Here is a 23,447-nt window from a genome sequence, read left to right on the forward strand (position 1 = left end):
AACCCTGTTGACCGGACCACGCCCATGACCATTCGCACGATCCTTGTCGATGACGAGAAGCTGGCCATTCAGGGGCTGCAGCTGCGTCTCGAAAAATTCCCCGATGTCGAGATCATCGACACCTGCAACAATGGCCGCGAAGCCATCCGCAAGATCAAGACCGAAAAGCCCGATCTGGTGTTTCTGGATATCCAGATGCCGGGATTCGACGGGTTCTCGGTGGTCAAGGGCGTGATGGACATCGAGCCGCCATTGATCGTGTTTGTCACCGCCTATCAGGAACACGCCGTCCGCGCGTTTGAGGCGAACGCCGTCAATTACCTGATGAAGCCGGTGGACGAGGACAGGCTGGCTGACACGCTGGAGCGGGTGCGGCTGCGTCTGGCTGAAAAGCGCGCCGCCGAGGAAGCCGAAAAGCTGAAGACGGTATTGGCCGAGGTGGCCCCCGACGCGATCGAACAGATCGAGGACGAGCCGGTGGACCCTGCCGCGGGCCGCTTTGAAAAGATGTTGAACATCAAGGATCGCGGCCAGATTTTCCGCATCGATGTCGACAGTATCGAGCATATCGAGGCGGCGGGCGATTACATGTGCATCCGCACCGCTGACAACAGCCTGATCCTGCGCGAAACGATGAAGGATCTGGAACGCCGTCTGGACCCGCGCGTGTTCCAGCGCGTGCACCGTTCCACCATCGTCAACCTGAATCAGGTGCGTCAGGTCAAGCCGCATACCAATGGCGAATGCTTTCTGGTTCTGGAATCGGGCGCACAGGTCAAGGTGTCGCGCTCCTATCGTGATGTGGTGGCTCGATTCGTCCACTGATCCGCGTTATGGGCGGCGGCATGACTGACTTCGCACTTCCGGGGTTCGACCTCGCCGCCTATGTTCGCAACACCCTGGACGAGGATCTGGGCGTTGGCCTGCCCGGCGGCGGGCAGGATGTGACCAGCGACAGCGTGATCCCGGCTGATGCCCGCTTTGCCGGCGTGATGGACAGCCGCGACGCGATCACCGTGGCGGGATTGCCGATCGCGGCGGCGTTTTTCCGCGCGCTGGACCCGGACGCACAGATCGAGCTGTTGGTGGCTGATGGTGACCGCGTGGCCCCCGGAACCCATCTGATGCGCATTACCGGCAATGCCCGCGCCATGCTGACGGCGGAGCGCAGCGCGCTGAACACCGTGCAGCATCTGTCGGGCATCGCCACCATGACGCGCGAATATGTCGATGCGATGGGCGATACGGCCGCCCGCCTGCTGGACACGCGCAAGACGATCCCCGGCCTGCGCATGGTGGAAAAATACGCCACCCGCATGGGCGGGGCCAAGAATCACCGCATGGGCCTGTGGGATGCGGCGATGATCAAGGACAACCATGTGGCGGTGGCGGGCGGCGTTGGCCCGGCGGTGGCGCGGGCCAAGGCGGCGGGCGTGCGCGACATCATCTGCGAGGTCGACACGCTGACGCAGATCGAACCGGCGCTGGCGGCGGGGGCAACGCATCTGTTGCTGGACAATATGGGACCGGACCTGCTGGCGCAGGCGGTGGCGATCATCGCGGGGCGCGTTCCCGCAGAGGCCAGCGGCGGCGTGCGGCTGGACACCATCGGGGCGATCGCGGCGTCCGGCGTGGACTATGTCTCGGTCGGGCGTTTGACGCAAAGCGCACCTGCCGCCGACATCGGATTGGATTTCGCACCATTGTGAGCGCATCCTTGCGGGGATGACGCCATCCCGGTCTTATCCGGGCAAGCGTCATCATGCGCCAACAGATAGCCTGCATGTCAGAAGCATCGCCGCTGACATGGAGGGCTGTCAATGCGTCCGCTTGCCTTTGGTTTTCGCACGCCTGCCGCGCAGGATCATCCCGCCGCTGACCGCCGCCCGCTGGGGTTGAGGGTCTATGCCCGGTGCCATCTGGCCGCGATGGTCGTTGGCGTCATCGCCAGTTTTATCGCGCAGGCCGCCGTGCAACTGGTGCAGGAACCGGGCCACGCCAGCGGCCTGCCGATCCCGTCATTCGCGCCCGGCTTTGTGCTGGACATGCTGTTGTTCAATCTGGTCAACGGGCTGTTGATCGATCTGGCGCTGTGGCTGGTGCTGAACTTGCGCGGGGGTGTGCTGGCGCGATGGCTGTTTGTCGCGCTGGTGGGGTTGCATGCGCTGACCTTGCCGGGGGAATTGGCGCGGTATGATGGCGTCTCGCGTCTGGTGCAGGGGCTGTCGGTGGCCGATCTGGCGCTGCGGCTGGTGGCGGCATGGGCGCTGGTGCGTGGCGGCAGGTGGGGGCGTCCTGCGCCCACGTCGCACGGTGCAGAGGGGCTTGCCCCGCCGCCGGTTCCGGCGTTAGGCATGAACCCGTAACGCGCGGCGGGTTGCGGCGCGATCCATTCAGGGGGCCGCCGATGACCAGACTGCCGTTGATGATTGCCGCCGCGCTGGCCTTGATCGCGCCGGTCACGGCCATGGCACAGGGCAACAGTTGCAACGTGGCGGGCGCGGCTGTGCGGCAATGGTCGATCCGGCCCGATGCCTCGACCATCACGCCGCAACAGCAACCGATCACCAGCTATACCTTTGCCCTGACGTGGAGCCCGCAGTTCTGCGCCGATAATGCCAAGCAGGTGGACACCGCGTTTCAGTGCGGGGGCGGCAACCGTTTCGGCTTTGTCGTGCATGGGTTGTGGCCAGAAGGGCCGCGCTGGTGCAGCAGCCAATCGCCCGCCATTGCCGACATGCAGGGGGCGATGTGCACCACGCCGTCATCATGGACGCTGACGCATGAGTGGTTGAAGCATGGCAGTTGCGCCTTTGCCCGCCCGGCCGATTACTATGCCAAGGAGCGGGCCTTGTTCGCCGGGTTGCGGATGCCCAATATGGCGGCATTGGCAGCGCGTGGCGGGCTGACGGCGGGGGCTTTGCGCAATGCGTTGGTGGCGGGCAATCCGGCGCTGCGGGCGACGCAATATGACAGCCCGCGCGGCAAGCGCTTTGGCATCGGGATCAAGACGGCAGGCGACCGGATGTCCCTGCGCGAGGTGACGTTCTGTCTGGACCCACAATATCGCTTCATTGCCTGTCGCGGCGCGGCACAGGGTGCGTGGGACGATGACGCGATTCGCATTCAGCCGGTGCCCGCCGGGCGCTGACCTAACGCCGCGCCTGGAAGAAATCGCGCAGCAGGGCTGCCGCTTTGGCCTCGCCCATGCCAGCGTAGACCTGTGGGGCATGCAGGCATTGCGGGTGGTCAAACACCTGTGCCCCATGCTCCACCGCGCCGCCCTTGGGGTCAGAGGCGGCGTAATACAGGCGCGCGATGCGGGCATGGGCAATGGCGCCCGCGCACATCGGGCAGGGTTCCAGCGTCACCCATAATTCGCAATTGCTCAGCCGTTCATTGCCCAATGCGGCGGCCGCAGCGCGAATCGCCAATATCTCGGCATGGGCCGTGGGATCGCATTGGGCGCGCGGGGCGTTGTGGGCGGCCGCGATGATCTGTCCGTCCTTGACGATCACCGCGCCAATCGGCACTTCGCCCGCATCGGCGGCCATCCGCGCCTGTTGCAGGGCGGCGGCCATGGGGGCAGGAAGTGGCCAACGGGTCATATTCCTTCTTTAGGCAAGGGGATGGTCGCGTGCAACTTGACCTTTTCCACACGAATCGCTAAGCGCGCCGCTCACCCGTTGTTGCGGGCACCAGATTCTATTTGAGCGAGTAACACCCATGTCCCGTATTTGCGAACTGACCGGTAAGGGCCGTCAGGTTGGCCAGAACGTCAGCCACGCCAACAACAAGACCAAGCGCGTGTTCCTGCCCAACCTGCAGAACGTCACGCTGCTGTCGGAAGGTCTGGACCGCAGCTTCAAGTTCCGCGTGTCGACCCACGGTCTGCGCTCGGTCGAGCACAATGGCGGTCTGGACAACTGGCTGCTGAAGACTTCGGACACGAAGTTGAGCCCGCGCGCCGTCAAGGTGAAGCGTGAGCTGGCCAAGAAGGCTGCTGCGGCTGCCTGATCCGGGCTGACCGCCTGATTGCGGGCGGTTGGTACGACGAAAAAGGCCCGGTGGGATTCCCGCCGGGCTTTTTCGCGTGTGTGGTGTATGATCGGCGCGCGCCGGGGTAGCCTTGGCTATCGCGCCCTGTGCCCGTCTGAGAACACAGGGCGCGTTTTGAGCCTTATTTGCGTGGTTTGCGGCTGGCGTCGCGGATGGCGCGGAATTCGTCACCGGGGCGCCAATTGGGCCACATCCGCCCATCGGCCAATACCCGGCCCAACCGGTAATATAGGCGCACGTCCTGACTGATGCCGCTCCAGTCCCAATCGGGCGCATAGGCGTCCGAGGGTTGGTGGTAGCGGATTTCGTTATAGTCACGGGCGGCCGCTTCACCCGCGGCGCGGCCACCGGCAACCAGATCGCTGCCCCGGCTGATGTCGAACATCGGCACGCCGCGCTTGGCCAGACTAAAGTGGTCCGAGCGGTAGTAGTGGCCGCGCTCGACATGTTCCTCCGGCCCTTCGCGCAGGCCTTGTTCGTTCAGAACATTGCGGAAAATGTCGCTCAGTTCGCTCTTGTCGCCGCCCACCATGGCGTAATCGCGCGATGCGCCGCCGGGCAACAGGGCGTCCATGTTCACCCCGCCCACCGTCTGCGCCAGCGGGTATAGCGGGTGGCGGGCGTAATATTCGCTGCCCAGCAGACCCGATTCCTCCAGTGTCAGCGCGACGAACACCTGACTGCGCGCGGCGGGGCCGGCCTGTACGTTGGCCTTGGCCAGCGCCAGCAGAGCGGCGACTCCTGTCGCGTTGTCCACCGCGCCATGGCAGAAGCGATCGCTGCCCTTGGCCTCTGGCGCGCACAGGCCCAGATGGTCCCAATGGGCTGAATACAGGACATATTCCTTGGGCGCGACCTTGCCCGGCAGAATCCCCACCACATTGTGCGAGGTCGAGCGGCGGATGGCCGTGTCAAACGACCACGAGGCCTTTACCCCCAATGGCACCGGGGCAAAGCCCTTGTGGCGGGCTGCTTCGACCAGAGCGGGGTAATCCTTGCCGGCGGTGGCGAACAGGCGCTGGGCGGCGGATTGGCTGATCCAGCCAACAGACTGGGCATTATCCATGCCCTTTTTGTTGTCACTGACAGCATATTGGGCGCCACTCCAGCTGCTTTTGACCACGTTCCAGCCATAGGCGGCGGGGAAGGTGTCATGGATGATCAGGGCGCCTGTGGCTCCTTGGCGGGCGGCCTCTTCGAACTTGTAGGTCCAGCGGCCGTAATAGGTCATGCGGCGGCCCTTGAAGGTGCCGGTCTCATCCTGCGCCATCCAGTCGGCGTCATTGATCAGGATGACCGCCACCTTGCCGCGCATGTCGACCCCGGCATAGTCATTCCACCCCAGTTCGGGGGCGTTGATGCCATAGCCCACGAACACCATCGGGGCGTCGGTGATCTGCGTCTTGGGCACTTCGCGGAAGGTGACGGCGACATAGTCATCGCCATAGTTCAGTGACAGCCCGCCCACGGTGATCGGCGTATGTTTGCCCGATGTCAGTTCGACCGTGGGGACGGTGTGCAGCCATCCGCCCTTTTCGCCGCCGGGCTTCAGCCCCACGGCTTTCATCTGGGCGATCAGGTATTTCAGGACCTTGGCCTCGACCGGGGTGGAGGGGGCGCGGCCCTCATAGGCGTCAGAGGCCAGCGTTTCGACCGTGCGCTGCATCAGCGGCACGTCCAGGCGCGGGGCGGAAGGCGCGGCAATCGCCACGCCAGCGGCCAGCGCCGCCGCGCCAACGCTTGCGATCAGGAACAGCGAACGGCTCACTTCTTGGCTCCCTTCTTGGCCGGGGCAGGCTTGGGCGCGGCCAGTCCGCGCGCCTCCAGCATCGGCTGGACGGACGGGTCGCGCCCGGCGAAATTGCGGTACATCACGCTGTAATCGCGGGCATATCCTTGGCTCAGGATCATGTCGCGGAAACGTTGGCCATTGGCGCGGGTCATGCCGCCGTTCTGCACAAACCACGCATAGGCGTCATGATCCAGCATCTCGGTCCACAGATAGGCGTAATAGGCCGAGGCATAGCCATTGGCCCAGATATGGCGGAAATAGCTGGTGCGGTAACGCGGCGGGACCAGATCGGTGGCAAGGCCGGTGCTTTTCAGCGCCTGCGCTTCGAAGGCATCGACATCGGTGGGCGTCGCGCCGGGCTTTTGCATGTGCCACGACATGTCCAGCATGGCGGCGGCCACCACTTCGCCCATGGCATAGCCCTGATCGACCCGGCGCAGCTCCTTCAGCTTGGCCACCATCGCGGCGGGCATCGGCGCGCCGGTTTGCCAATGGCGGGCATAGCGGGCGATCACCTGCGGGTGGGTGGCCCAATTCTCGTTGAACTGGCTGGGGAATTCCACGAAATCGCGCGCCGTGTTGGTGCCCGCGATCGAGGGATAGCGCTGATTTGACAGCATCCCGTGCAGCGCATGGCCAAATTCGTGGAAGGTGGTGATCACATCGTCAAAGCTGATCAGCGCGGGCTGACCAGCGGCAGGCTTGGTGTAATTCTCGACGTTATAGATCACCGGCTTTTGGCCCAGCAGGGTGGACTGGCGGACGAAATTGCTCATCCATGCGCCGCCCTGCTTGTTGTCGCGCTTCCACGGGTCGAAATAGAACAGCGCCAGTTCGCGCCCGTCCTTGTCCCGCACGGTATAGACGGTGACATCGGGGTGATAGACCGGCAGATCGGTCCGCTTTTCAAAGGTCAGGCCATAAAGCTGGTTGGCGGCATAGAACACGCCATCCTCCAGCACGCGGGTGATCTCGAAATAGGGCTTGGCTTGCGCCTCGTCGAACTTCAGCTTGGCCTTGCGCACGCGCCCGGCATAGCGGTCCCAGTCCCACGGCTGGACCTTGAACTTGCCGCCATCGCGGGCGATCAGGGCGTTGATGTCGGCGGCCTCGCGCCGGGCCTGCGCGGCCAATGCGGGCACCATCGCCTGCATGAAACCCATCGCCTTTTCCGGGGTCTGGGCCATCTGGTCCGACAGGGCATAGGCCGAATAATTGGCAAAGCCCAAAAGGCGCGCCTTGTCCGCGCGCAGACGGGCGATCTTCACCGCCAGTTCGCGCGTGTCATTGGCGTTGCCGCGCTGGGTGCGGGTGATGCTGGCGTTGTACAGGGCCTGGCGCGTGGCGCGGTCGTTCAGGCTGCCCAGCAGCGGCTGCTGCGTGGTGTTTTGCAGCACGATCACATGCTTGCCCGCCTGCAACCCGCGCTCCTTGGCGGCGGCGGCGGTGGCGGCGATCTCGGCCTGCGTCAGGCCGGACAATTGGCGCGCGTCATCCACCGTCAGGGCGCCATCCTTGGTCGCGGCGGTCAGCTTCTGGCCAAAGCTGGTGGAAAGCGAGGCAAGCTGTTGGTTGATATCGGCCAGCTTTGCCTTGTCAGCGTCCGACAGGCGCGCGCCATTCTGGGCAAAGGCCTGATAGGTGACTTTCAGCACCTGCCGCTGGTCAGGCTCCAGCCCCAGCGTGTCGATGCGGTCATACAGCGATTGCACGCGGGCAAACAGCCGGGCGTTCAGCAGGATCGAATCGTTCAGCGCCGCCAGCTTGGGGCTCATTTCCGTGTCGATCGCGTCCAGCGTGTCATTGGTGTTGGCCGACACCACGCCCGAAAACACGTCCATCACCCGGTCCAGCATCTGGCCCGAACGCTCCATCGCCTCGATCGTGTTGGCAAAGGTGGGGGCGTCGGGATTGCCAGCGATAGCCTCGATCTCGGCGCGTTTCAGGGCGATGCCGCGCAGGATGGCGGGCTTGTAATCGGCGTCCTTGATGCGGGCGAAATCGGGCGCGAAAAACGGCAGCGTGCTGGGCGCGTCAAACGGGCCGGGGGCTGGCACCGGGGCCGCAGGCGCGGCGGGCGCCTGTTGCGCGACAGAGGACACCGCCGGCATCAGGGCCAGCGCGGAAACGGCAACAGCAAGCAGGGGGCGTTTGGACATCGGACCTCTTCCGTTCAGGGATGGGGATGGGGGATCGGCGCGACCGGATGGGTCGCGGGCCGGGCGGGAATGGCATCATCGGCATAGCCCAGCGCGGCGATCCACGGCTGCAACCGGGTGGCGATGGGGGCCAATGGCTGGGCGTAGCGCCGCCAGCGTCCGGCGGCGCGGGTATAGATCGGCTCGGTGACCTGAGCATAGCTGGCGGTGATGACGGTGCCGCGCGCGCGGGCGGCGGCGGTGTGGTCGGCCCCGCCATCGGGCCAGTCCAGCCCCAGCCAGCCAAACAGCGGTGCCAGTTCGCCCGCGCTGTCGGCCACCAGCCTTTCATACACCACCGTGCCCACCGGCAGGTGCAACAGGCCACAGGCGTGGGTCCATTGGGCAAAGGCTTGTTCGTACAGATCGGCCGCATCGTTCAGGTCCAGAAAGCTGGCCATGGCATTGTTGGGTCGGAAATTCGTCAGCCAGCAGGACAGCACCACGTCACACGGATGGCGCAGCGCCAGCACGAAACGGCTGTCGGGGAACAGGCGAGCGATGACATGGGCATGGCCCAGATGCATTGGGTGTTTGTCGACCAGAATGGTGTCGGGGCGCAGATCGGTAAGCGTAGCCGCGCGGGCGAAATAGCGCGCCTGTGCCGCCGCGATCTGGTCTGGCGTCAGGCCGGGCAGCGCGGCCACTCCGCCCAGTTCGGCCAACAGGTCGCTGATCAGCGATTCCTCTTCCAGCACGCGCACGCGCGGTTCGGCCATCAGCATCGTGTCCAGCAATGTCGTGCCCGACCGGGGAAAGCCCAGCACAAAGATCGGCGCGGGGCGGCCTAGCGCCGGGGCGGGCGGCCCCCATGCGGCGGCCCATTGCGGCGTCATCAGCGCGGTGTTGGCGGCGATATCGGCGCGATATTGCGCGCCGCGCGCGCGCGGGTCGCTGATATCGGCGGCAAAGGCGGCGTTCATCGCGGCAAAACTGGCAAAGGCAGCGTCAGCGCGGCCCAGCCGGTCGAGCAATACGCCGCGCAGATGCTGGCGCTGGGCGGGGTCGACCACGTCCTCGTCCGCCGCGTCCAGCGCCGCCAGCGCTGCATCATAGCGGTGCGCGCGTTTGTGGCGCAGCGCGTCGATGAACGACAGCGCGCCCGGCGCGATGCCATGCCCGGCGGCGGTGTCACGCAGCAGGTCCAGCTCGTCCTCGCGGTTCAGCCGTTCCAGCAGGCTGGCCAGCCCGACCCAGCCCTGTGCCATCGTCGGATCGGCGGCCAATGCCGCGCGCAAGGGCGCCTCGACCTGATCGAACCGCGCCAGCATGGCCGCGTGCTGGCCCAGATCCAGCTGGATCAGCGGATGGGTGGGGGCCAATGCGCCCGCGCGGGCCAATGCCTCATGCGCGGCCTCGGCGCTGCCGCGCGCGCGCAACAGGGCAAAACGGGCGTAATGCACCTCGGCCTCGTCCGGCAGGGCGGCGGCCAGCGCGGTCAGGATCGGTTCGGCCTGATCCAGATCGCCCGCCTCGATCAAGGCGCGGGCAAGGTTCAGATGGATCGGCGCCGAATCAGGCGCCAGCGCGGCGGCCCGGCCCAAAGCCTGCACCGCGCCGGTATGGTCATCCATCTCGGTCAGGGCATTGCCCAGATTGTTCCACGCCGCCCAATCGCGCGGATCCCCCGCAACGACGATGCGGTACAGCGCCACCGCCGTGGCAAATTCGCCCGCGTCCTGCGCCAGATGGCCACCCAGCCGCGCCAGACGCAGGCTGCGGTCGGCCTGTGCCGCCTGAGGCGTGCACAGCGCCAGAGCGCCCGCGTGATCCTGTGTGTGATACAGCGCGTCGGCCAGATTGGCGCGCACCGTGATATCCTGCGGGCTGTCGCGCAGCGCGGCCTGCAAAGGAGGCACTGCCGCGTCAAACCGGCCTGTCGCGCAGGCAATCGCGCCCTCGACCGCCCAGAACACCGCGCCTGACGCGCCGCGCGCCCGCGCCGCGGCCACCGCCTGCGCCGCCTGCGCCATCCGCCCCGTCCGGGCCAAGCCGATGATCTGTTGCAGGTCGTCCTGTTGCGCGGGGTACATGCGGCACTCTGTCAAAAAGGGGGGGAGAGGCGGGAGCCTGCGCCCGTTTCTCTGGCGCGTCAAACGACCTGTCGCGCGGGGCGCGAGGGGCCGCAAACGCCAACGGCGACCCTCCCCATGGGGAAGGCCGCCGCCGGAATGATGTGGGTCAGACCCGCATCAGAAGTTGAAGGTCGCGCCCACGAACAGGTAACGACCCAGGGCGTCATAGGTGCCCGGATAGGTGTTGCCGTTGCAGAACGTGCCCTGGCAGGCGCTGGCAACGCCCGTGCCGCCCGAGCTGACCAGCGGCGGATCCTTGTCCAGCAGGTTGTTCACGCCCAGACGGATCGAGGCCAGACGACCGATCTTGCCCTGAACCATCAGGTCGAAATAGCTGACGGCCTTGAGGTGGCTGTTGTACAGGCTGTACGAGGCGTCAGCCAGCGTCGCGCTGGGGTTGGTGTAGTCGACGTCCACGCCGCCGATATAGCGCCAGGTCAGCGCGACATCGATGTTCTTGGGCGTCTGCCACATCAGGCGGGCCTTGTGGCGCCACTTGGGCGCCGGACCGCCGCAGGTCACGCCGTAATAGCCGGCGCAGTCATAGGCATCGGTCAACCCGTTATAGGTCGACTTTTGATCCAGCATCGTGCCGGTCAGGCTGAACACCACGCGGCCCGCGCTGCCCAGATTGCGGTTGTAACCGATGTTGAACTCCAGACCGCTGGTCTTGGTCCAGCCGATGTTGGTGTTCAGGTCGGTGACATAGCCGCCCGAGGTCAGCCACAGCGAACCGGCCGCGTTGCGGTGGATCAGCGAGCAGGCCAGCGCGTTCAGGCCGGTGGTGCAGGCCGACAGAATGGCGTCCGCGCCGAACGACTGGATGGCGTTGTTCACCTTGATGTCAAAGTAATCGACGCTGACCGAGAAGCCCGGGATCGTGTGCGGCTGGATCACCATGCCCAGCGTCTTGGTCGTGGCGACTTCGGGACGCAGGGTGGCGGTGCCGCCCAGATAGCCGTTGTACTGCGAGGCCGGGTTGGGCGACACATATTGCCCCACGCGCAGGCCCTGCAGCAAGCAGCCCGTGTCGGCCGCCGTGATCGTCTTGCCCGAGCACGGATCGGTCGAACCGTCGAGCGCCACATAGTTGGCCGCGAACAGTTCCTGAATGTTGGGCGCGCGCACGGCGCGGTTCAGGCTGGCGCGCAGACGCACGTCCTCGATCGGGGTGAAGTCCAGCTCCAGCTTGTAGGTGTTGGTGTTGTACTTCTGACCGTTCGACACGCCATAGGACGAGTAACGATAGCCGCCGTTGAAGGTCAGCATGCGATCGATGATCGGCACGGCGACTTCGCCCAGCACTTCGGTCACGTGATAGCTGCCCGAGATCGGCAGGGTCGGACCACCCTGACCGGTCAGGTCGCCGGTGCTGAACGAATCGTCGGTCTTCAGATACAGCTTTTCCGTGCGGCGTTCGATGCCCAGCGCGATGTTCACGCCATCGGCCGCCCACGGCGACTTGATGCCATAGGTGCCCAGATCGCCCGTCAACGAACCCGACAGGATCGTTTCGGTGGTGGCGCCATTCTGGAAACCGGTGCCCGCCAGATAGGACAGCGAGGCCGCCGAGGGCGAACCCGACCAGATGTTGTAGGGCACGCAGTTCGAGCTGGGGTAGCTCAGCTTGATGCGGCAGACCGGCGCGCCGGTGCTGGGATCAGCCACCACATCCAGCGCCAGCGCCAGACGCGAGGCGCTGAACTCGTTCGAGTAGACCTGCGAGTAGTTGGTGCGGCCATACTGGAAATAGGCGTCATACTTCCACCCATGGCCCAGTTCGCCCTTGGTGCCCACGACCGTGCGGAACGCCTGGTGCTTCAGGTCGCTCTGACGGAAACCGCCTTCGACGTTGCGGCGCAGCAGCTGGAAATAGGCGGTGCTGGCGTTGGGCGCGGCGGTGGTGATCGCCTGGCTGGCGGCGGGCAGCGCGTCATATACAGACTGCACCAGCGGGAACGTGCCCAGATAGTACTTCACGATATTGGCCGAATTGCAGATCTCGGCCTTCTGCGCCGCGCTCATCAGCGGGTTGTCGCAGTTGATCGTCATCGTGTTGCCAAAATCGCCCGAAGGCGCGATCTGGGCCACGGTGCGATCGTCCATGAACATGAATTCCATGTACGGATGGACCGCGCTGCTCACCTCGTAATCGGCGAAAAGGCCGGCGGTGTAGCGATCGTCGGGGCGCTGGTAATAGTTGCTGGGCGCAAAGTTGTAGCGGGTCAGCGCGCCATTGGTGAAGGTGCCATTGCCCAGCGTGCCCACCGTCGAGGACGAGCCGCTGGCGGGCGTGAAGTAGAACGCATTGCCATTGGCCGAGGTGGCCGAACCACCGCACTGCAGGCCCGTGCGGTTACGCGAACGGTTCTGGATGGTGCAGGACGAGAAGTCGCGCGTCGACTGCAGCATCGCGTTTTGCTTGCGATAGCCGAAATAGGTCATCAGGTGACCCTTGCCATCGGCGAAATGCGTGCCAAACGCGATCGTCGCGTCAAAGCCGTTGCCGTCGAAACGGTTGCCGGTGGGATAGCTGTAGCCCGACAGGCCAGCGGCCGAGCGGGCGTTCAACAGGCCCTGCACCATGGTGCTGCCGTTGTTGTGCTGATAGATACCGTCGTTCAGCTCGACGCGCAGGCCGTCAAAATCCTTGTCGATGACAAAGTTGACAACGCCCGCGACCGCGTCCGCGCCATAGGTGGCCGAAGCGCCGCCCGTCAGCACGTCCACGCGCTTGAGCAGTGCGGCGGGCACGAAGTTGACGTCCGCTGCCGACGAGCTGGTCGGGCTGGGGTCACCGGGGACCAGACGGCGGCCGTTCAGCAGCACCAGCGTGCGCTTGGGGCCCAGACCGCGAAGGTCGATTTCCGCCGTACCCGATGCGCCGTTCGACAGCGTCGAGGACTGCGCCGCGAACACCTGCGGCAACTGGTTCAGCAAGTCCTCGACGCGGCTGGTGCCGGCGGTCTTGATGTCCATCGCGGTGACGGTGGTGATGGGAGCGGCCGAACGCAGGTTCGGATTGACGATGCGGGTGCCGGTGACGACGATGGTCTGATCGGCGGCCGGCTGAGCGCTGACGGCGCCGCCCTGTTGCGTCACGTCGGGGGCGGTCTGGGCCATGGCTGGTGTGGCCAGCATGACCGCGCCGATCATTGGCGCCACGCCGCATTTCAGTGCGGCTGTCATCGAAAGTTTCATTCTGTACCCCTGTCTTGGGCCGTCACGGGGTGGTGACCGGGTGACGGTGACTAGCACTGCGTTCCAGACGCCTGATCCGACCCTCCCAAAAAGGACCCCATGCCGAACCGGGCGCGCGTGGTTGCAATGTACCAACTGTGGCGGATAAGCCGCACCGGGGTAAAGGCGCTGACACATATGTCAGTCAGAAATGTTGCCAATGTTGCAGCAATGTCACAATTCAGGGCTAATCATCCGCCCTAGGGAAAAGCCTTACTGCTGACAATTTTGAAAGGAAAAATGCTCCGACTGCCGGTCACTCGCAATTTCCTGACAAGGCTGTCGATAGGCCGTGCAACAAAATGGCAATGTGGTGCCGCCGCCGTCTTTGTCGCAGGATGGGGCGATTGCCGTTGATTTGTGTCAACGTTTGCATGAACCAAAGGGCAAAACCCGCGCAGCAGGCCTGACGCGGGTCAAAATGGCGGGAATAAAGGGGGGTGAATCAGCCCGCCGACAGCGCCGGAGCGATCAACAGCGGGTCCAGCCGCGCCTCGCGCCAGCGCAGGCCCCAATGCAGATGCGGGCCAGAGGCGCGCCCGGTCATCCCCACCTTGCCGATGGGTTGTCCCTGCGTCACGCGGTCGCCTTCGCGCACCAACAGGGCGCTGGAATGCAGAAACGCGCTGACCAGCCCCATGCCGTGATCGACCATCAACAGATGGCCCTCCTGCGTAAAGGGCGTGTCGGCCACGGCCAGCACCACCACCCCATCGGCTGGCGCGACATAGGGCGTGCCGGTGGGCAGGGCGACATCGGTGCCACCGTGATAGCTGCCGGGTGCGCCCTGATAGACGCGCTGTGCCCCGAACAGGCCCGAGATCCGTCCCTTTGCCGGCCAGACAAAATCCTGTCGCCAGCCATCCGAGGCACTGGCCAGCGCGCGGGCGGCGGTGATGCGGGCCAGTTCGGCGCTGCGGATGCGGGTGAATTCGGCGTCGGGCAGGGCGGGCGGGCGGAACGGGGCGTTCACCTGCTCGATCCGCCAGGCGCGCGGCGTGATGGTCAGCGCGGCCTGCGCCTGTGTGCCATCGGGCGCGGTGCCGATCAGCGTTGCGCCCTTGGCGGCGTCCCGGTCAAACCCGACAAAAAAGCGCCCCTGCGCATCGGTCGGGATCAATGCCCCGTCCAGTGTGACGCTCCACCCGGCGGGCGCCTGGCCCTGCGCCCAGCCGCCCTGAGTCGTTTGCCCGCGCGGGAATGACAGCGGCGTGACATCGATATTGATTGCCCGCGCGGTCATGGGGGCGATCAGGCCACAGCCCATCGCGCCCAAAGCCGCCCGGCGCGACAGGATCATTGGCCCAGCAGGCGCTTGGTGGCGATCTCCGGGGTGGCATAGGCCTCCTGCCGATCGACGCTCCAGTAACGCAGCGCCTCGAGCGGGATTTTTTCACCGGACACGGCGCAAACCACATGGTTGCCCCGTGACAGCATCACAAAGCCGTTGGGTTCGTAACGCAGCATGGCCGCACGGTCGGGAGAGTTCATCAGCATGGGCGCCTTATAACAGCATCAGCCGAACAGGTCATCCTGTTGTACGGCCGGTTTCGTCGGGGGCGATTTGGGCCGCGCCGGTTTTGCGGCGGCAGGCGGCATGGCCGGAGACGGCTCGGGCGCGCCATCGGGCACCACCTGCAACAAGCCATCGCGGAAATGCAGCGTCAGATGGTTTTGCCCGGCGGCCGCGCTTTGCGACACCAGCGTGCGGCCATCGGCCCCGGTCACCCGCACATAGCCGCGCGCCAGCACCGCGTCCGGGTTCAGGCTGGCCATGATGCGGGTGGTTGCGTCCAGATGGCGGCGGCCTTGGGTGATGCGCTGGGTGATCAGGCCGGGCGTCAACCGGGCCGCCTCCAGCCGCATCCGCGCCCGCTCCAGCCGGGCCGAGAGCAGGGGCAGCGACAACCGCCCCGCGACACGCTGCAACTGGCCTTGCGCCACCTGTGCCCGGCCCGACAGCCCGCGCCGCAGCCGGTCGGCGGCATCGTCCAGCCCTTGCGCCTTTTGCGCGATCAGCGTGTCGGGCGAGGGCAGGCGTTGCGCCCGCACCTCCAGCCGTTCCCGCCCCAGCGCGGCCAGACGCACCACGGCGCGGCGCTGACGCAAGGCCAACTCGGCCAGCGCGGCGTTCAGCTCCTCACGCACCGGGACCGCCATTTCGGCCGCCGCCGTGGGGGTGGGGGCGCGGCAGTCGGCGGCAAAATCGGCCAGCGTGGTGTCCGTTTCATGGCCCACGGCGCTGATTACGGGGATGGAGCATTCGGCAATGGCGCGCACAACGATTTCCTCGTTGAACGACCACAGATCCTCGATGCTGCCGCCGCCGCGCCCGACGATCAACAAGTCGGGGCGGGGGATGTCGCCCCCCGGCGCCAGCGCGGAAAAGCCGCGCACGGCGGCCGCGATCTGCTCAGCCGCACCCTGACCCTGCACCAGCACCGGCCACAGGATCACATGGCTGGGAAAACGATCGGCCAAGCGGTGCAGGATGTCGCGGATGACGGCGCCTGTCGGGCTGGTGACCACGCCGATCACGCGCGGCAGATAGGGCAGGCGGCGTTTGCGGCGGGGATCGAACAGCCCCTCGGCCTCCAGCCGCGCCTTGGTCCGCTCCAGCAGGGCCAGAAGCGCGCCTTCGCCCGCGATTTCCATGCGTTCGATGACGATCTGATAGTTCGATCGGCCCGGATAGGTGGTCAGCTTGCCGGTGGCGATGACTTCCAGCCCGTCTTCGGGGCGAAAGTTCAGCCGGGCGACATTGCCCTTCCACATCACGCCGTCCAGCCGCGCGCCCTCATCCTTCAGCGCCAGGTAGAGATGGCCTGACGCGGCCCGCTTGACCCCCGACAATTCGCCCCGCACACGTACAAATCCGAAGCGGTCCTCGACCGTTCGCTTCAAAAGCGCGGAAATCTCGGTGATCGAGAGGGGTTCCGCGTTGTCGCCGGGCGCGCTCTTCGCTACCAGCCCGCCAGAGTTCAGATCATCGGAATCGAAAGAGGCAGGCATGAATATCCTTTTGCTGGGTTCGGGCGGGCGTGAACATGCTCTGGCGTGGCGTCTATCGCAATCCTCGCTGCTGGCAAACGGTGGAAAGCTGTATGCGGCCCCCGGCAATCCGGGCATCGCGCAAGTGGCCGAATGTGTCGCGCTGGATGTGACCGATCATGCCGCCGTGGTGGCGTTCTGTGATGCCAACCGCATCGGCTTTGTGGTGGTCGGGCCAGAGGCGCCGCTGGTCGATGGTCTGGGCGATACGTTGCGCGGTGAGGGCATCGCGGTGTTCGGGCCGAACAAGGCGCCCGCGCAACTCGAAGGCTCCAAGGGCTTTACCAAGGATCTGTGCCAGCGCGCCAATATCCCGACGGCGGGTTATCAACGTGTCACCTCGCTGGAACAGGCGATGGCGGTGCTGGGCGAATTTGGCGCGCCGGTGGTGGTCAAGGCCGATGGTCTGGCCGCCGGCAAGGGCGTGACGGTGGCCATGACCATGGCCGAGGCTGAAGAAGCCGTGCGCGACATTTTTGCCGGGCGTTTTGGCGAGGGCAGCGCCGAGGCGGTGATCGAGGAATTCATGACCGGCGAGGAGGCGAGCTTTTTCGCCCTGACCGATGGCGCGACGATCATGGCCTTTGCCAGCGCGCAGGACCACAAGCGGGTGGGCGATGGCGACACCGGGCCGAACACCGGCGGCATGGGCGCCTATTCCCCCGCCCCCGTCCTGACGGCCGAGCTGGAGGCCGAGGTGATGACCAAGATCATCGCTCCCACGGTCAAGACGCTGGCCAATGAGGGCATCCCCTATTCGGGCGTGCTGTTTGCCGGGCTGATGCTGACCAGCGAAGGGCCCAAGCTGATCGAATATAACGCCCGTTTTGGTGATCCTGAAACGCAGGTGATGATGGCCCGCCTGCAATCGGATCTGGGCGAGCTGTTGCTGGCTTGCGCGGAAAACCGGCTGGCGACGATGGCCGCGCCCAAATTTGCCTCCGAAACGGCGCTGACGGTGGTGATGGCGGGCACGGGCTATCCGGGCACCCCGGACAAGGGCGCGGTGATCACAGGGATCGACGCGGCCGAAGCCACCGGGGCCAAGGTGTTCCATGCGGGCACAGCGGCCAAGGACGACGCGATTGTGGTCAATGGCGGGCGCGTGCTGAACGTCACGGCGCTGGGCGCCAATGTCACGGCGGCGCAGGCCGGGGCCTATGCGGCGGTGGACGCGATTTCCTGCGACCAATTGTTCTGCCGCCGCGACATCGGCTGGCGCGAGGTTGCCCGCGAGCGCGGCTGATCGCCTGATACCCCCGGCGCAAGGTGATCGCGCCAGGGGTATTTTCTGTCAGGCATTTGCGTCAGGCATAGACGCTATAGGTCGATCCATTCCCCGATGGTCCCGACCCATGCCCCCCCGACGAAGGCGTGGGGGTGTTTTCGGCCGGGCTGGTGCCGCCGGTCGCGCCCGAAGCAATCGCCTGCATCGATGCGGCCAGCGCGGCGTTGGCCGCCGCATTCGCCTGCACGGCGGGGGCGGCTGAAACGGTCATTCCCATGGTTTGTCCTTTCAGGCGTAGATGTTGAATCCGTCCAGACCATTGTTGGCCGGGCGGGGTGTGGCGACATTGGGGTCGTAACGGCTGGGCGGCTCGGCCTTGGGCTCGGCGGTGGCCTTGGTCACGGCGGGGGTGACGGGGGTCGCCTCATACTGCGTGCGCGAAGCCGGGGTGCCCTTGGTCACGGGCGACACTGGCGATACTCCTGCGGTCATGGCACATGTCCTGTGTGTGGCGCGGCTCTTTGGCGCGCATACGACAGGACGGAAAAAGGCCGGCCTGTTTAAGGGCCGGCCTTTGCTTTTTTCGTGACGTGGGCGGTTCAGCCCAGCTTTTGGGCGATCAATGCCTTCAGGTCCGCTTCGGGGCGGGCGCCGTAATGGCTGATGATCTCGGCCGCGCAAATCGCGCCCAGACGCAGGCTTTGCGTCAGGCCCATGCCGCGCACATGGCCAAACAGGAAACCGGCGGCAAACAGATCGCCCGCGCCCGTGGTGTCGATCACGGCCTCGACCGGCTCGGCCGGGACATGGGCGTGTTCGCCGTTGCTGATGGCATGCGCGCCTTTTTCGCTGCGGGTAACGACCACGGTCGGCACCTTGGCGGCGACCTGCGCCAGCCCGGCGTCAAAATCGTCCTGCCCGGTCAGCGCGGCCAGCTCATGCTCGTTGGCGAACAGGATGTCGATTTGCCCCGCATCGATCAGCGCGCGGAAATCATCGCCATGGCGGGCAATGACAAAGCCGTCGGACAGGGTAAAAGCCACCTTGCGCCCGGCATTGCGCGCGGCATCGATCGCGCGGCGCATGGCACGGCGGGGTTCCTCGGGGTCCCACAGATAGCCTTCGAGGTACAGCACCTGGGCGTTGGCGATGGCAGCCTCGTCCAATGCCTCTGCCGGCAGGAACTGTGAGGCCCCCAGGAAGGTGTTCATCGTGCGCTGACCATCGGGCGTGACAAAGATCAGGCAGCGCGCCGTGGGCGGATTGCCCGCGCGCGCCGGGGTGGAAAAATCAATGCCGCCCGCGCGGATGTCATGGGCGAACACTTCACCCAGCTGATCGTCGGCCACCTGACCGATGAAGGCGCATTTGGCCCCCAGCGCCGCCAGACCCGCCAGCGTGTTGGCCGCGCTGCCGCCCGAAATCTCACGCGCGGGGCCCATCGCGCCATACAGCCCATGCGCCTGATCGGTGTCGATCAGCATCATCCCCCCCTTGGTCATGCCCAGCGTATCGATCAGGGCGTCTTGGCAAGGCGACATCACATCGACGATGGCATTGCCGATGGCGATGACATCGGTGGTGGGCTGGGTCATGAAACGGGCGGCCTTTCACAGCAGGAATGGGATGGCCGTCCCTAGCCTTGCGCGCCCGGCCCGGCAAGAGAGCGGGCACGACACACCGGGCCAAAGCTGCGCCGGAATGGCGGGGCGGGCGTTGACAGCGGCCGTTGGGCGGGCAATCGATGGCGGGATGAGCCGCCACACCCGACCGCTTCGCCTGCCTGCCTGCCTGTTCGCGCTGGGGGGGGCGTTGTTGCTCTCGGCCTGTGCGGGGGATGGCGGCGGGCCGGGCTCGACGCCACGGCCCCAACCGCATCCTCAGCCGCGCCCGCATGTCGTGCCGCCGGTGCGCGTCACGCCGCCGCCCGCGCCGCGTGTGCTTAGCGCGCCGGGGCTGGAAGGGGTGATCGGGGCGGGGACCGAGGATCTGATCCGCCAGTTTGGCGTCCCCCGTCTGGACGTGACCGAGGGCGACGCGCGCAAGCTGCAATTTGGCGGCAGTGCTTGCGTGCTGGACATCTATTTGTACCCGCCACAGGCCGGGGCCGCCCCGCGCGCCACCTATGTCGAGGCGCGCCGGGCGACCGACGCGCGCGAAGTGGATCGCGCGGCCTGTGTCGCCGCCCTGCGTCGGGGATAGCGGGCGCCGGAATGAGGGCGCGCCGGGGTCAGGTCAGACGGTAAAGCTTTCGCCGCAGCCGCAGGTGCCCTTGGCATTGGGGTTGGCAAAGACGAAACCGGCGGTGAAGTCATCCTCCACCCAGTCCATCGTGCTGCCGATCAGGTACAGCACGCTGGCGCTGTCGATAAAGAACACGCCGCCGGGCGTTTCGATCCGTTCGTCCATCGGGTTGGCGGCGGTGACGTAATCCACCGAATAGGCCAGTCCCGAACAGCCCCGGCGCGGCGTCGACAGCTTTACCCCGATGGCATCGGCTGGCGCGGTGGCCATCAGATGCGCCACACGCGCCTGCGCGCTGTCGGTCAGGACAACGGCGGCGGGGCGGGGTTTGCGCGCGGGTTTGGTGTCACCATCGGCCATTACAGCATTCCCAGTTCAAGGCGCGCTTCATCGCTCATCTTGGCCGGATCCCATGGCGGATCCCATACCAGCGTCACCTCGGCCTCGCGGATGCCGGGGACGGCCGAGACGCGCATCTCCACCTCGCCGGGCATGGATTCGGCCACCGGGCAATGCGGCGTGGTCAGCGTCATGGTGATCGTGGCTGCACCTTCGGGCGTGATGTCCACGCCATAGATCAGCCCCAGATCATACAGGTTGACCGGGATTTCGGGGTCGTAAATCTCACGCAGGGCGGCAATCACCGCCTCATACAGTGTGCCGCCGGGGCCGTTGGGGTCCAGCCCCGTGGGCTGCTGCGCCAGAAAGCCGTCCAGATAGTCCTTCTTGCGCTCCAGCTTGTCGGCGGCGCTTTCCTCCACCGCCGGGGCGGCCGACAGGTCAACGCGGGCGCGTGGCGGCGTGGGGGCGTCGCTCACTTCCTCGACGGTGAAACGGGGCGTCTCGTCACTCATCCGAAGATCCTCTTGGTACGTTCGATGCCGGCGATCAGCGCGGCAATATCGGTGTCATCACTATACAGGCCAAAACTGGCGCGGGCGGTGGCGGGCACACCCAGATGGTCCATCAACGGCTGAGCGCAATGGTGGCCAGCGCGGATGGCGACATTGGCCTCGTCCAGAATGGTGCCCAGATCGTGGGGGTGGATGCCCTCCAGCGCAAAGGAGACGATCCCCGCGCTGTCCTCTGGCCCGAACAGGCGCACATCGTTCATGCCGCGCAGCGCGTCACGCAATTGGCGGACCAAAGCCGCCTCATGCGCGTGGATGGCGGGCAGGCCGATGGCCTCCACATAGTCAATCGCGGCGGCCAGACCGATCGCCTCGATGATCTGGGGCGTGCCGGCCTCGAACCGCTGGGGCGCGGGGGCATAGGTGGTGCGGTCAAAGGTCACGCGGTCGATCATCGCGCCGCCGCCCATCCACGGGGCCATGCCGTCCAGAATATCGGCCCGCGCCCACAGGGCGCCGATGCCCGTCGGGCCATACAGCTTATGCGCGCTGAACGCATAGAAGTCGCAGCCCAGCGCCGCCACATCCACCGCCAGACGCGGCACCGCCTGGCACCCGTCCAGCAGGATTTTGGCCCCCACCCCATGCGCCAGCGCCACCGCGCGCGGGGCGTCCAGCACGCTGCCCAGCACATTGGACACATGGGCCAGCGCCACCAGTTTGTGCGCGGGCGTCAGCATGCGTTCGGCGGCATCCAGATCGATCTGGCCATCTGCGGTCAGCGGGCAGACATCGATCTCCACGCCCACTCGGTCGCGCAGCAATTGCCACGGCACGATGTTCGAATGGTGCTCCAGCGTGGAGATCAGGATGCGGTCGCCCGCGCGCAGATGGGTGTTGCCCCAGCTGTGGGCCACCAGATTGATCGCCTCGGTCGCGCCGCGGGTAAAGACGATCTCGGCTTCGGCCCCGCCGATGAAGGACGCCACGCGGCGGCGGGCGGCCTCGAACGCTGTGGTCATGTCGGCGCTGCGGGCATAGACGCCGCGATGCACGGTGGCGTAATCGGCCCCCATCGCGCGCACGGTGGCGTCGATCACCGATTGCGGCTTTTGCGCGGTGGCGCCGCTGTCCAGATAATGCCACGGCGCGCCATCGCCCGTCTGCAGGCCGGGAAAATCGGCGCGGATCGCGGCGGTGTCCAGCGTGGCAGTGATGGCGGCAGTGGTCACAGGACTGCCTCCAGCGCCGCCTGCGCCAATGCGCGCAACTGGTCCTCGTCCTGCGCGCCGTCAAAGGCTTCCGCGACAAAGGCCTGCAGCATCAGCGCCTTGGCGGCGGCAGGCGGCAAGCCGCGCTGGGCCAGATAGAACAATGCGTTGGCGTCCAGTTCACCCACCGCACAGCCATGGGCGCATTTCACGTCGTCGGCGTAAATCTCCAGCTCGGGCCGGGCGTTGGCCTGTGCGCTGCGGTCCAGCAACATGGCGCGCACGGATTGTTCGCCATCGGTGCCATCGGCGCCCTGCTCCACCGCCACACGGCCCAGATAGCTCACCGTGGCGCCAGCCCCTGCCACGCTGCGGATCAACTGGCGGCTGATGGCGTCAGGCGCGGTGTGGGTCACGGTGGTGACGATCTCCAGCGTGGCGCCAGCCCCCGCGACCTGCGCCGCGCCCAGCGTAAAGCTGGCCCCGCGACCCAGCCGCACCGACACCGCCACCCGGCCATAGGCCCCGCCCGCATTCAGGATGCGCAGGTCCATCGTGGCGTAATCGGCAAGGTCAATGGCGATTTCGCGGGCGTGGTGTTCGCCCTCACGCGCGATGATCGACAGGGCGCGGCTGTCACCGCTGGCCACGGCGATCTGTTCGGCCGCGACCGGCCACAGCTGCGCCACCGCCGCCTGATCGGCATAGCGCCAATCCTCCGCCTTGGAGGTGGGGGCAAGGGTCTGCGTGCTCACGCCGCGACGCCCTCGTAACCGCCCTCTTCCAGCTCCAGCGCCAGTTCGGGGCCGCCCGATTTGACGATGCGGCCGCCCGCCAGAACATGGACAAAGTCGGGCTTCACGTAATCCAGCAGGCGCTGATAGTGGGTGATCAGCAGCACCGCCTTGTCGGGGGCGCGCATGATGGCGTTGATGCCCTCACCACAGATGCGCAGCGCGTCGATGTCGAGGCCGCTGTCGGTTTCGTCCAGAATCGCCAGCTTGGGGTTGAGGATGCCCATCTGCACCATCTCGGCGCGCTTCTTTTCGCCGCCGCTGAAACCGACGTTCACGGGACGCTTCAGCATCTCCATGTCCATCTTCAGCAGGGCCGATTTCTCGCGCGCCAGCTTCAGGAATTCGCCGCCCGACAGGGGTTCCTCACCACGCGCCTTGCGCTGGCTGTTCAGCGCCTCGCGCAGGAATTGCAGGTTCGACACGCCGGGGATTTCCACCGGATATTGAAAGCCAAGGAACAGGCCAGCGGCGGCGCGCTCATGCGGTTCGAGGGCGAAGAGGTCCTGCCCGTCAAAGGTCGCGGTCCCCTCGGTCACGTCATAGCCCGGACGCCCGCCCAGCACATAGCCGGTGGTCGACTTGCCCGCGCCGTTCGGCCCCATGATCGCGTGGATTTCGCCCGCGTTGATGGTGAGGTTCAGACCCTTGAGGATCGGCTTATCCGCGACGGAGGCGTGGAGGTTTTCAATGGTGAGCATAAT

At 66.1% G+C, this 23,447-nt stretch carries 23 protein-coding genes; 7 read left to right on the forward strand and 16 right to left on the reverse strand.

The window, feature by feature from the left end:
- Positions 1 to 24: 24 nt before the first annotated feature.
- From GTZ99_RS10510 to GTZ99_RS10525, 4 genes are all read left to right on the forward strand, one after another.
- Entirely contained in the window at positions 25 to 825 is an 801-nt protein-coding gene (locus GTZ99_RS10510) for a LytR/AlgR family response regulator transcription factor (protein WP_161718655.1), read from the forward strand.
- Between the two features lie 20 nt (positions 826 to 845).
- Entirely contained in the window at positions 846 to 1,709 is an 864-nt protein-coding gene (gene nadC / locus GTZ99_RS10515; protein WP_201742487.1) for a carboxylating nicotinate-nucleotide diphosphorylase, read from the forward strand.
- A gap of 111 nt (positions 1,710 to 1,820) precedes the next feature.
- Positions 1,821 to 2,366 carry a hypothetical protein gene (locus GTZ99_RS10520; protein ID WP_161718659.1) on the forward strand — a complete coding sequence of 182 codons (546 nt, stop codon included), beginning with the start codon at positions 1,821 to 1,823 and terminating at the stop codon, positions 2,364 to 2,366.
- A gap of 41 nt (positions 2,367 to 2,407) precedes the next feature.
- Positions 2,408 to 3,151: a ribonuclease T2 family protein gene (locus tag GTZ99_RS10525; protein ID WP_161718661.1), complete on the forward strand. Its 744-nt coding sequence runs from the start codon at positions 2,408 to 2,410 to the stop codon at positions 3,149 to 3,151.
- A 1-nt stretch (position 3,152) separates the two neighbouring features.
- Here GTZ99_RS10525 and GTZ99_RS10530 read toward each other — a convergent pair whose 3' ends face one another.
- Entirely contained in the window at positions 3,153 to 3,608 is a 456-nt protein-coding gene (locus GTZ99_RS10530) for a nucleoside deaminase (RefSeq protein WP_161718663.1), read from the reverse strand.
- Between the two features lie 118 nt (positions 3,609 to 3,726).
- Here GTZ99_RS10530 and rpmB point away from each other — a divergent pair, with 118 nt between their 5' ends.
- Positions 3,727 to 4,017: a 50S ribosomal protein L28 gene (gene rpmB / locus GTZ99_RS10535; RefSeq protein WP_161718665.1), complete on the forward strand. Its 291-nt coding sequence runs from the start codon at positions 3,727 to 3,729 to the stop codon at positions 4,015 to 4,017.
- A 163-nt stretch (positions 4,018 to 4,180) separates the two neighbouring features.
- Here rpmB and GTZ99_RS10540 read toward each other — a convergent pair whose 3' ends face one another.
- The 7 genes from GTZ99_RS10540 to xseA form a co-directional block, all read right to left on the reverse strand.
- The gene (locus GTZ99_RS10540; RefSeq protein ID WP_320076671.1) at positions 4,181 to 5,827 is read right to left on the reverse strand and encodes a M28 family metallopeptidase; all 1,647 of its coding nucleotides are present in this window, start codon (positions 5,825 to 5,827) and stop codon (positions 4,181 to 4,183) included.
- A complete protein-coding gene (locus tag GTZ99_RS10545) occupies positions 5,824 to 8,010 on the reverse strand; it encodes a M3 family metallopeptidase (protein ID WP_161718667.1) in 2,187 nt (728 codons plus the stop codon). Before GTZ99_RS10545 ends, GTZ99_RS10540 begins: the two co-directional genes overlap by 4 nt.
- Before the next feature lie 14 nt (positions 8,011 to 8,024).
- Entirely contained in the window at positions 8,025 to 10,082 is a 2,058-nt protein-coding gene (locus tag GTZ99_RS10550) for a tetratricopeptide repeat-containing sulfotransferase family protein (RefSeq protein WP_161718669.1), read from the reverse strand.
- Between the two features lie 159 nt (positions 10,083 to 10,241).
- Positions 10,242 to 13,313: a TonB-dependent receptor domain-containing protein gene (locus GTZ99_RS10555; protein WP_227711261.1), complete on the reverse strand. Its 3,072-nt coding sequence runs from the start codon at positions 13,311 to 13,313 to the stop codon at positions 10,242 to 10,244.
- Positions 13,314 to 13,809: 496 nt separating this feature from the next.
- Positions 13,810 to 14,664 (reverse strand): M23 family metallopeptidase, encoded by an 855-nt coding sequence (locus GTZ99_RS10560; protein WP_227711262.1) that lies wholly within the window; start codon positions 14,662 to 14,664, stop codon positions 13,810 to 13,812.
- On the reverse strand, positions 14,661 to 14,861 hold the full coding sequence (locus tag GTZ99_RS10565) for a DUF2093 domain-containing protein (protein WP_161718672.1): 201 nt from the start codon (positions 14,859 to 14,861) through the stop codon (positions 14,661 to 14,663). The genes GTZ99_RS10560 and GTZ99_RS10565 overlap by 4 nt, the downstream gene beginning before the upstream one ends.
- A gap of 18 nt (positions 14,862 to 14,879) precedes the next feature.
- Entirely contained in the window at positions 14,880 to 16,376 is a 1,497-nt protein-coding gene (xseA, locus tag GTZ99_RS10570; protein WP_201742488.1) for an exodeoxyribonuclease VII large subunit, read from the reverse strand.
- Here xseA and purD point away from each other — a divergent pair.
- On the forward strand, positions 16,375 to 17,661 hold the full coding sequence (gene purD / locus GTZ99_RS10575) for a phosphoribosylamine--glycine ligase (protein WP_161718674.1): 1,287 nt from the start codon (positions 16,375 to 16,377) through the stop codon (positions 17,659 to 17,661). The genes xseA and purD overlap by 2 nt on opposite strands.
- Positions 17,662 to 17,722: 61 nt before the next feature.
- Here purD and GTZ99_RS10580 read toward each other — a convergent pair whose 3' ends face one another.
- The 3 genes from GTZ99_RS10580 to GTZ99_RS10590 form a co-directional block, all read right to left on the reverse strand.
- Positions 17,723 to 17,914, reverse strand: a complete 192-nt coding sequence (locus GTZ99_RS10580; RefSeq protein WP_161718676.1) for a hypothetical protein — start codon at positions 17,912 to 17,914, stop codon at positions 17,723 to 17,725.
- Positions 17,915 to 17,931: 17 nt separating this feature from the next.
- On the reverse strand, positions 17,932 to 18,135 hold the full coding sequence (locus GTZ99_RS10585) for a hypothetical protein (RefSeq protein WP_161718678.1): 204 nt from the start codon (positions 18,133 to 18,135) through the stop codon (positions 17,932 to 17,934).
- A gap of 107 nt (positions 18,136 to 18,242) precedes the next feature.
- On the reverse strand, positions 18,243 to 19,238 hold the full coding sequence (locus GTZ99_RS10590; RefSeq protein ID WP_161718680.1) for an adenosine kinase: 996 nt from the start codon (positions 19,236 to 19,238) through the stop codon (positions 18,243 to 18,245).
- 157 nt (positions 19,239 to 19,395) lie between these two features.
- On the opposite strand from GTZ99_RS10590, the gene GTZ99_RS10595 reads away from it, so the two are divergent.
- A complete protein-coding gene (locus tag GTZ99_RS10595) occupies positions 19,396 to 19,845 on the forward strand; it encodes a hypothetical protein (protein WP_161718682.1) in 450 nt (149 codons plus the stop codon).
- Between the two features lie 33 nt (positions 19,846 to 19,878).
- On the opposite strand, the gene GTZ99_RS10600 is transcribed toward GTZ99_RS10595, so the two are convergent.
- Genes GTZ99_RS10600 through sufC form a run of 5 tightly spaced genes read right to left on the reverse strand, consistent with a single transcriptional unit; the run spans position 19,879 to position 23,444 of the window.
- The gene (locus GTZ99_RS10600; RefSeq protein WP_161718684.1) at positions 19,879 to 20,247 is read right to left on the reverse strand and encodes a HesB/IscA family protein; all 369 of its coding nucleotides are present in this window, start codon (positions 20,245 to 20,247) and stop codon (positions 19,879 to 19,881) included.
- Entirely contained in the window at positions 20,247 to 20,741 is a 495-nt protein-coding gene (locus GTZ99_RS10605; protein WP_161718686.1) for an SUF system Fe-S cluster assembly protein, read from the reverse strand. Before GTZ99_RS10605 ends, GTZ99_RS10600 begins: the two co-directional genes overlap by 1 nt.
- Positions 20,738 to 21,970, reverse strand: a complete 1,233-nt coding sequence (locus GTZ99_RS10610) for an aminotransferase class V-fold PLP-dependent enzyme (protein WP_406818591.1) — start codon at positions 21,968 to 21,970, stop codon at positions 20,738 to 20,740. Before GTZ99_RS10610 ends, GTZ99_RS10605 begins: the two co-directional genes overlap by 4 nt.
- Positions 21,967 to 22,704: a SufD family Fe-S cluster assembly protein gene (locus GTZ99_RS10615; RefSeq protein WP_161718688.1), complete on the reverse strand. Its 738-nt coding sequence runs from the start codon at positions 22,702 to 22,704 to the stop codon at positions 21,967 to 21,969. Before GTZ99_RS10615 ends, GTZ99_RS10610 begins: the two co-directional genes overlap by 4 nt.
- Positions 22,701 to 23,444: a Fe-S cluster assembly ATPase SufC gene (gene sufC / locus GTZ99_RS10620; protein ID WP_161718690.1), complete on the reverse strand. Its 744-nt coding sequence runs from the start codon at positions 23,442 to 23,444 to the stop codon at positions 22,701 to 22,703. Before sufC ends, GTZ99_RS10615 begins: the two co-directional genes overlap by 4 nt.
- Positions 23,445 to 23,447: the final 3 nt, after the last annotated feature.

It is taken from the genome of Novosphingobium ovatum, assembly GCF_009909235.1.
In the GTDB taxonomy this organism is placed as follows: Bacteria; Pseudomonadota; Alphaproteobacteria; order Sphingomonadales; family Sphingomonadaceae; genus Novosphingobium; species Novosphingobium ovatum.